Origin of the sequence: Sebaldella sp. S0638 (assembly GCF_024158605.1) — a bacterium.
GTDB lineage: Bacteria > Fusobacteriota > Fusobacteriia > Fusobacteriales > Leptotrichiaceae > Sebaldella.
Window position 1 is genome coordinate 1 of sequence record NZ_JAMZGM010000161.1, and the last position, 7,385, is coordinate 7,385.

Annotated in this window: 11 protein-coding genes; 3 read left to right on the top strand and 8 right to left on the bottom strand. The window is 28.8% G+C overall.

Going from position 1 to position 7,385, the window contains the following annotated elements; all coding sequences use genetic code 11:
• Nucleotides 1–88 precede the first annotated feature (88 nt).
• Genes NK213_RS18315 through NK213_RS18325 form a run of 3 tightly spaced genes read right to left on the bottom strand, consistent with a single transcriptional unit; the run spans nt 89 to nt 1,151 of the window.
• A complete protein-coding gene (locus NK213_RS18315; protein WP_253351924.1) occupies nt 89–370 on the bottom strand; it encodes a DUF4312 family protein in 282 nt (93 codons plus the stop codon).
• Nucleotides 371–401: 31 nt separating this feature from the next.
• Entirely contained in the window at nt 402–767 is a 366-nt protein-coding gene (locus NK213_RS18320) for a glycine-rich SFCGS family protein (RefSeq protein WP_253351926.1), read from the bottom strand.
• 18 nt (nt 768–785) lie between these two features.
• Complete coding sequence (locus NK213_RS18325; protein ID WP_253351928.1) at nt 786–1,151, bottom strand: PRD domain-containing protein; 366 nt, start codon at nt 1,149–1,151, stop codon at nt 786–788.
• Nucleotides 1,152–1,404: 253 nt separating this feature from the next.
• On the opposite strand from NK213_RS18325, the gene NK213_RS18330 reads away from it, so the two are divergent.
• The 3 genes from NK213_RS18330 (at nt 1,405) to NK213_RS18340 (ending at nt 4,827) form a co-directional block, all read left to right on the top strand.
• Nucleotides 1,405–2,589 carry a replication initiation protein gene (locus tag NK213_RS18330; RefSeq protein ID WP_253351930.1) on the top strand — a complete coding sequence of 395 codons (1,185 nt, stop codon included), beginning with the start codon at nt 1,405–1,407 and terminating at the stop codon, nt 2,587–2,589.
• 281 nt (nt 2,590–2,870) lie between these two features.
• Nucleotides 2,871–3,668, top strand: a complete 798-nt coding sequence (locus NK213_RS18335) for a histidine phosphatase family protein (RefSeq protein WP_253351932.1) — start codon at nt 2,871–2,873, stop codon at nt 3,666–3,668.
• A 163-nt stretch (nt 3,669–3,831) separates the two neighbouring features.
• Nucleotides 3,832–4,827 (top strand): acyltransferase, encoded by a 996-nt coding sequence (locus tag NK213_RS18340; RefSeq protein ID WP_253351934.1) that lies wholly within the window; start codon nt 3,832–3,834, stop codon nt 4,825–4,827.
• 105 nt (nt 4,828–4,932) lie between these two features.
• On the opposite strand, the gene NK213_RS18345 is transcribed toward NK213_RS18340, so the two are convergent.
• The 5 genes from NK213_RS18345 to NK213_RS18365 form a co-directional block, all read right to left on the bottom strand.
• Nucleotides 4,933–5,412: a GNAT family N-acetyltransferase gene (locus NK213_RS18345; protein ID WP_253351936.1), complete on the bottom strand. Its 480-nt coding sequence runs from the start codon at nt 5,410–5,412 to the stop codon at nt 4,933–4,935.
• Nucleotides 5,413–5,465: 53 nt separating this feature from the next.
• The gene (locus NK213_RS18350; RefSeq protein WP_253351938.1) at nt 5,466–6,155 is read right to left on the bottom strand and encodes a class I SAM-dependent methyltransferase; all 690 of its coding nucleotides are present in this window, start codon (nt 6,153–6,155) and stop codon (nt 5,466–5,468) included.
• Nucleotides 6,156–6,282: 127 nt separating this feature from the next.
• The gene (locus NK213_RS18355; RefSeq protein WP_253351940.1) at nt 6,283–6,462 is read right to left on the bottom strand and encodes a hypothetical protein; all 180 of its coding nucleotides are present in this window, start codon (nt 6,460–6,462) and stop codon (nt 6,283–6,285) included.
• 22 nt (nt 6,463–6,484) lie between these two features.
• Nucleotides 6,485–6,802 (bottom strand): hypothetical protein, encoded by a 318-nt coding sequence (locus NK213_RS18360; protein WP_253351942.1) that lies wholly within the window; start codon nt 6,800–6,802, stop codon nt 6,485–6,487.
• Nucleotides 6,803–6,810: 8 nt separating this feature from the next.
• Nucleotides 6,811–7,161, bottom strand: a complete 351-nt coding sequence (locus tag NK213_RS18365) for a hypothetical protein (protein ID WP_253351944.1) — start codon at nt 7,159–7,161, stop codon at nt 6,811–6,813.
• Between the last annotated feature and the right edge of the window lie 224 nt (nt 7,162–7,385).

The following is a 7,385-nucleotide window of genomic DNA, read 5'->3' on the forward strand; positions in this document are numbered from 1 at the left end:
TTTCATAATAAAGTCCTCCTGTTTTTAGTTTATCATAAAAAGATTTTTTTATTTACAGACTTTTTATCACAGGCTCACATAAAACCTCCTATATTTTTACATATTTTACACTAACTACTATTTTCAGCTCTATTTCTATCTCCTGCTTTTTTCTCGGCATAAAAAACCACAGAAAAGTCTCTGTATATTCATCAACCGTTTTACTTATCTCATATACATTCACAGGCTCGAGCTTTATTACAATTCCCTCAATATCAGAAGTAACAGTTTTTTTTAATATTGTAAATATTTTTCCTATTACTTCTTCCTCATTTTTCCCCTTTGCCTTAATTGTGTAGTGTTTTTCTTCATGATACATTATCTCGTTCATCTGATTCTCCTTATACGCAGTCTGCGTAATTTTATACTGAATACTTTTCTTTATATGTCTCTATTATTCTTTTTCCAAGTTCCTCTACATCAAGAAAACCAAAACCTAATACTGTGTATCCTTCTTTTATTGCTGTTACTCCTGCATCCACAGATCTCAGATGATGCTTTGCCTTATACCCGTATTTTGTCTGAGCCATAATTGCTCCTGCTCCGCCGCTTCCGCAAAATGATATTCCTATATCTGCATTGTGTTCTTTCATTACATCGCCAAGCTTTGTATCGGCACCCATTCCTTTTATTACAATTGCCTTTCCTCCTGCTTCTTCCACGCCTTTAGCTACTTTATCCCCCTGTCCGAGACGGTGTCCTATTACTACTACAATTTCCTTTTCCATGATTTTCCTCCTGTTTTTTTATTGATTTTGAAATTCCAGTGCGAGCTGTATTTGAATTGCTGCCAGTATTATTTCCAGATCATCTGCTTCTGTTTCATATTTTTCCGACAGCATTTTTATAATTTCTGAAGATATACTGTAAGCATCTTTACTTATTTCCTCTTCAAAACCTGAATTAGTGACATTTAACTTTTCATTTGTCTCAAGTCTCTGGCAAAAACTGATAATATGAGAATAAAATACCAGCTTAAATTCATAAGTAAATACTACATTATTTCTTTCCAGTATTTTTTCTACTTCTGCGGCATTGTCAGTATACTTAGAAAATTCTTCCTCTGATAACCCCAAATGCTGCCTTACATCCTCTAAAAAACTCTGCTCCATTGCTTTCCTCCTCCCAAAAACGTTTCATTTTTTCTACATATAAGATAAAAAATCTTTTCACTATATAAGTTACCACAAAATACACGAATGTCAAATTTTCCATATTCGTCGCCAATATTCAAAATTATTTTGATTTTTTATCTTTTTTATGCTATATATAGAAGTGATTATAGATGTTAACGAAAAATAATTTTATATAAATTCGCAAAAAAATCATGTTTTTTAGATAATTTTGATGAAATAGGGTGAAAAAATGGAGAAAAACAGTCAAAAAAACCAGTTTTTTTTTCAGGAATACGATATTTTTATTGATTTTCACAAAAAAATCAATAAAAGAGAGAAATTTTTCCTGGAATTTTTAATAGAAAAAATAAAGAATAAATTTGAAAATCCAAATGAAAAAACTCTTGTCTTTGAAATCGAAATACTTTTTAAAGTGCTGAAAATTACCACAAAAGAAGAATTTGAAAAATTCATGAATAGTTTTTCAGAAAAAAGAATAATTTACAAATGCAGAAAATTTAATCTTCTTACATTTGAAGGTTCTATTTATCCTGTGTCTTCCTTTGAATTCAATGATGAAAAGTTCTACATTGATATTTCCGAAAAATTTTACAGTATTTTTTCTGCTGAAGAAAATGATTTTAAACAGCTTTATTTTGATATTCTGCTGCAGTTCGACAGCATGATTGTAAAAAAGCTTTTCCTGTTCCTTATAAATAACAAAAGTATAAACGACACTCTGGAAGTTTCTGAGGAATATCTGAAAGAATACCTTGAGCTGTCTAATACATATGACCGTTTTTATGATTTTGAGAAAAATGTCCTGAAAAGATCCATTGCGCAAATTGAAAAGTATACACCCCTGAAGATAAAGTATGAAAAAATAAAGAATAAGTCTTACTTAAACAGTAAAATTGTAGGGATAAAATTTTACATCATTGATAATGTAAGAAGTAATTTAAGTAAACAGACTAATGAACTGCTGAAAGGATATGAGGATTTATTTGTAAAATATAATAAGATATGGGATTACACATTAAGTGTACTCTCTAAAAAGGGATATGAATATGTGAAGAAAAATATAACTTATACTGTTCTGCACAGAAAAGACAATATGGATCGTTATATAGTAGAGGCTCTTAAATATAACCATTATGAGAACAGACTGAAAAACAGAGTGGCAAAATTCAGCGAGACACATAAGCTGGTTTTTCATGAGGAAGAACGTTACGCCTCGCTTGCTGATCTTCATACCGAATTTTTCAAAATTATCGCTAATCTGAATCTGTTTTATCTCACACAGGTGGATACTTTTTACAGGGAACTGTATAAATTGAAAAAATTTAATGAACTTGAATATATTGATAATCAGATCGCTGTATTTATAGAATATAACGGTGAATATCTAAGCAGAATGTTTGTTTTTGAAAAGTAATCTTTTATATGTAGTATGCCGACTGTGAGATTTTTTGTATGTTTGCAATGAATTTCCGAGTGAATTTTATTTTCACTGTTTATTGACTTTTTTCATTTTTATGGTATCCTTTTATAAATAGTTTAGAGTTGTTACTCTTTTTTAGAGGCAAAATCTGAAGTTTATCAAATATTTATTTGGTATTTTTCGATTTTGCTTTTTTATTTTAATAAAAATACTAAACTTTGAATTGTTTTAATCAGTTTTAAAATTCATACATGCAGAAAGGGTGAGATTTTTCAATGAAAAAAAGATTTTTTGGAGTTTTTGGAATTTTATTTCTATTTTTAGTTACAGGTATTATATCACACTCAGCCGCTAAGGACAACGAAGTTGTTCTGTACATTGTGCGGCATGGTAAAACTATGCTTAATACTACTGACAGAGTTCAGGGATGGTCTGACGCCGTCCTCACTCCTGCGGGAATAGAAGTAGCCGAGTATCTCGGGGCAGGATTAAAAGAGAAGAAAATAAAGTTTACTGCGGCGTACAGCAGTGACAGCGGGAGAAGTATCCAGACAGCTGATATTGTTTTAAAAGAAACAGGACAGAAGTCTATTCCTCTGAAAACTGACTGGCGTTTGAGAGAGTTTAACTTCGGGACATATGAAGGGGATCTTAATCATACAATGTGGACTGATATTGCCAAAAGTCAGGGGAAGACTCTGGAACAATGGCAGGCAGCAGGAATTTCTCCGAAAGATTTTGCAAATAGTGTTGCTGCATTAGATAAAGGACGTGATCCTGAAGGTGTTAACTGGCCTGCTGAGGATTATGAGACTATCACTAAAAGGCTTAAAGAGGGAATTGATGAAATTGCAAAGGAATCTGCCAGAAAAGGCGGCGGTAATGTGCTGGTTGTTTCACATGGTCTGAGTATAACTGCTCTTGTAAATACTCTTGATCCCGGGCTTAATGTACCTGCCGGACTTAAAAATGCCAGTGTTACTAAGGTAGTTTATAAAAACGGGAAGTATGAAGTTAAAGAAGTGGGGGATATGAGTTTCGTGGAAATTGGGCGGAAGCTTAACAGTAAATAAAAAATATTTTTAATACTAAGATATCTGTTTTAAATAATTTAATTCAGATATTTTTTATTTTATCCTTTTTTACGTTATTTCAAAATATTTATGTTTTTCCCCTCTTTAATCTTTTAAATAAATTTAGTATAATTATATTTAGCATATCATCTTAGGAGGAATAATGAAGAGATTAAATCAATTTGAAATATTTCGTTTTATTGGAGCAGTTGTTGTTTTAATGTTTCATACAGCAAGAGAAACAACTTTTTTTGGCAGATTACCCATAATTTTGCAAAATGGTCCGGCATGGGTTTATTTTTATTTACTTTTATCAGGATTTATCCTGACTTATAGTTTTTATAATAATGAGAAATTTAATATAAAAAAATTCTATACTTCAAGACTTGTTAAATTGTATCCGTTATATTTTATCAGTTTATTAATGATTTGTATTTTTACCGGATTTAAAGGAAAAGAAAAAATGATAATTCATTTATTTTTATTACAGGACTGGATATTTCCAAAAGCTCTTGATTATAATGCAGCAGCTTGGTATTTATCTGCTTTAACATTTTTATATTTATTATTTCCAATTCTTCTGAAACTATATAAAAAAAGCGAAAAAACAATGATAATATTTTCAATAATTATATTAATATACGGTTATTATATTCATATATTGTTTTTACCATTAATAAATAACGGAATAATGCATCAGTTATTTAACTACTTTCCACTTGTACATCTTGGAAGTTTTATGACGGGAATGTCATTATGCAGAATTTCTATGAAACTAAAAAAAAGAAAAGTATACTCATATTTAGCAATAATTTATATTATTTTCTTAACATATTTTATGAATAATATTCCAGCTGGATTGCCTTATATTGGAAACTATATTACAGCTACTTTTATTCCTCTTATTATATTTCTAAGTAATGATACTGGTTTTTTCAGTAAAGTTCTTGATAATAAGTTATTTATTTTTTTAGGAAGTATTAGTTATTCTATTTATATTTTTCATATTCCTGTCCAAAATGGATTTTCAAAATTTTTCCCGAAATTAGATAGCGGATATTTTATATTTTATCTTATTTTAGTTATTATATGGAGCATTATAATGACTTTCTCTAATAAAAAAATCTCATTGATTTTTAAAGGTAAACAAACAATTTAATTTTTTTATATCAGCAGAACACCCTATAATAGTGTTCTACTGATATAAAGTTCTGATAACAGTGTTCTTATTAATTTTAGTTTCAGAATATTATTCTGAACCTTTTTACTTATCGTAAAATTTCTCATTTATATACTCCATCTCAGTGGCAGTTTTGATAAAACCGAATTTCTCATATACAGGCTCTCCGTCTTTGCTAGCATGAAGTGTGAGCTTGGAGCAATTTCTTGCCAAACCTTCATTTACAACCAATTCAAACAGTTTTTTCGCAATTCCCTGTTTTCTGTATTCCGGAAAAACAAAGACATTGGATATATAGCCGAGTTTGCCGTTCAGATAGTGTACAGCCGGAAGTATATCATAAAAAGCTATGGCGCTTGTCCCCACTATTTTGTTATCTTTTTCAGCTACAAAGCCTGTGAAAGTTTCTGTTTCCATGAATTCATGCAGATATTTTTCTACTTCTTTATTTACGTTATCCTTATTTTTCAAGTGATTTTCCCCGTCATATTCCTCAAGGAAAATACTTCTTATTCTTACTAGTTCGCTTATATCTGATTTTTCTGCTTTTCTGTAAGATATCATTTATATTTCTCCTTTTATTTATAATACTTCCTTTAAACTAATAAAATTTACACTTATTTATTTTTCTTTTCTAATTTATAAAAAACTTGTGAATTTGCTGATATTGGCAGCCATTTCAAAGGAGATTTTATTTTTCCCACTATTTTAAAGTGTTTTTTAAATAATCCCTCCAGTTTTTTATGATTAAATCCTAAATGAGTTGATATATATCCATCTTCATTTCGTATTTCCGGAATATCTCTGGCAAATGCTGCTTTCAGTATATTTTTTATATACTTAAAATCTAATTTGGTGTATTTTATTCTGATAACATTCTTTATTAAACTTGGAAAATAAATCTCTATTGGAACAGAGATAACAACTGTTCCATTTTTATTTAATAAATTATGTATATTTCCCAAAATTTCATCTTGGCCATTCAAATTAAAATGTTCTAAGACTTCAAAACAAGTAATTACATCATATTTTTGATTTTTAATATCTGATAAATTTAAATGAAATTTTATTTTTTCTGAATCAGTGTTATGCATAATAGGTTCAAAACCAGCCAACTCCACATTAGGTTTTACGTTTGATAATTCATTTAAAAAATGTCCGTCTCCAGCACCATAATCCAAAAGATTTTCAAATTTTTCTTTTGAAATTAAATTTAATGCAGTTGAAAATCTTTTTCTATGTGAAAATCTCACTAATGGATTCTTACTATTGTAGGTATAATCCGAATAAACATATTCTTTTGACATTTATGCCTCCTTATTTTAATATTCTAATATAGAGTACTTATTTTGTCAATTTTATATTTTTATAATATTGAAAAATATATTATAAAATTTCCCTCACAATATTATATAAACTAAAAAGGAGCCTGAATTACTCAGGCCCTTTATCATTTTTTTCAAGCTTATCAATTCTTAAGTTTAGTTCTTTCAGTTCATCTACTATTTCTCTCATCGATTCCCTGAATGTTTCAAAAGTTTTTATATCTTTCCAGATAAAATAGGTCAGAACTATTCCCATTATACCGTAATCTACCAATTTAGTAAGATCCATTATACCACCTTATAAATTTTGGTTATTTTGCTTCTATAGTTTCTCTATTTGTGTTAAATACTGTATTTATAACCCATTTTACTATTTTTGCAGGTATAAATTTTAATATGGTATTTTTGAAAAACTCCTGTTTCATTAACCATTCCAAAGCAAAATTTAATTTTTGCTCCCCTTTCAGGTAAGTTTTCAATTCTGCTTTTATACTTGCTGCCAAAGCCATTACTTTCAGCTTTCTGTATGTCCACAAAACCCAACACAGGATTGCTGCTGCTATTAATATTACTGTGTTTAGTAGCGTGTTTTGCGTGTAGAATGATATTATGTTTTTTATGAAGTTCATAGTTCCTCCTAAGATTTATTTTTTTCTAGATTTTTTAAGATTAAATCTATTTCTTTTAATTCTTTGAAAGTATTTTCTATTTCTTTTACTGTTTCTACTGTATTAAATCCTAGTTGCAAAAATTCTTTTTCTTCTGATTTCAATTTTAAAAATGTTCTTTGCAATCCTAGTTGTTTCTTTTTATAAAATTCATTCTTCAATTCTATATCTTCAATCACTTCATTATCTACTATTTTTTCAAATCTATTTAACTTAACCAATTTAAAATCTTTCTCTAATACAAATAAATCATTCAAAACTTCAAATTCTGGCATTTCCTTTACTTCAATTACACTTGTATTTTCAAAAGGTGCTAACATACTGACATCTTTATTATAGCCAATAACTATTTTATTATCTGAATAATAAAGTATTTTAAATGTTTCTTTTTGAAATTCCTTTTGGGCTTCATACCAATTCTGTCCATTTTCATCTTTTATATCTATATAAACAAAACCTTCTTCATGTTGTACTTATGTCAATAATGTGGACACATTTATCTTGTCTATTATGAAATTTTTTTCAAATATTCTTTAGGAGATAA

Coding starts and splice junctions, on each gene's coding strand:
- NK213_RS18315 (WP_253351924.1), bottom strand. CDS start 370: ATGAACGAGATAATGTATCATGAAGAAAAACACTACACAATTAAGGCA.
- NK213_RS18320 (WP_253351926.1), bottom strand. CDS start 767: ATGGAAAAGGAAATTGTAGTAGTAATAGGACACCGTCTCGGACAGGGG.
- NK213_RS18325 (WP_253351928.1), bottom strand. CDS start 1,151: ATGGAGCAGAGTTTTTTAGAGGATGTAAGGCAGCATTTGGGGTTATCA.
- NK213_RS18330 (WP_253351930.1), top strand. CDS start 1,405: ATGGAGAAAAACAGTCAAAAAAACCAGTTTTTTTTTCAGGAATACGAT.
- NK213_RS18335 (WP_253351932.1), top strand. CDS start 2,871: ATGAAAAAAAGATTTTTTGGAGTTTTTGGAATTTTATTTCTATTTTTA.
- NK213_RS18340 (WP_253351934.1), top strand. CDS start 3,832: ATGAAGAGATTAAATCAATTTGAAATATTTCGTTTTATTGGAGCAGTT.
- NK213_RS18345 (WP_253351936.1), bottom strand. CDS start 5,412: ATGATATCTTACAGAAAAGCAGAAAAATCAGATATAAGCGAACTAGTA.
- NK213_RS18350 (WP_253351938.1), bottom strand. CDS start 6,155: ATGTCAAAAGAATATGTTTATTCGGATTATACCTACAATAGTAAGAAT.
- NK213_RS18355 (WP_253351940.1), bottom strand. CDS start 6,462: ATGGATCTTACTAAATTGGTAGATTACGGTATAATGGGAATAGTTCTG.
- NK213_RS18360 (WP_253351942.1), bottom strand. CDS start 6,802: ATGAACTTCATAAAAAACATAATATCATTCTACACGCAAAACACGCTA.
- NK213_RS18365 (WP_253351944.1), bottom strand. CDS start 7,161: ATGTTAGCACCTTTTGAAAATACAAGTGTAATTGAAGTAAAGGAAATG.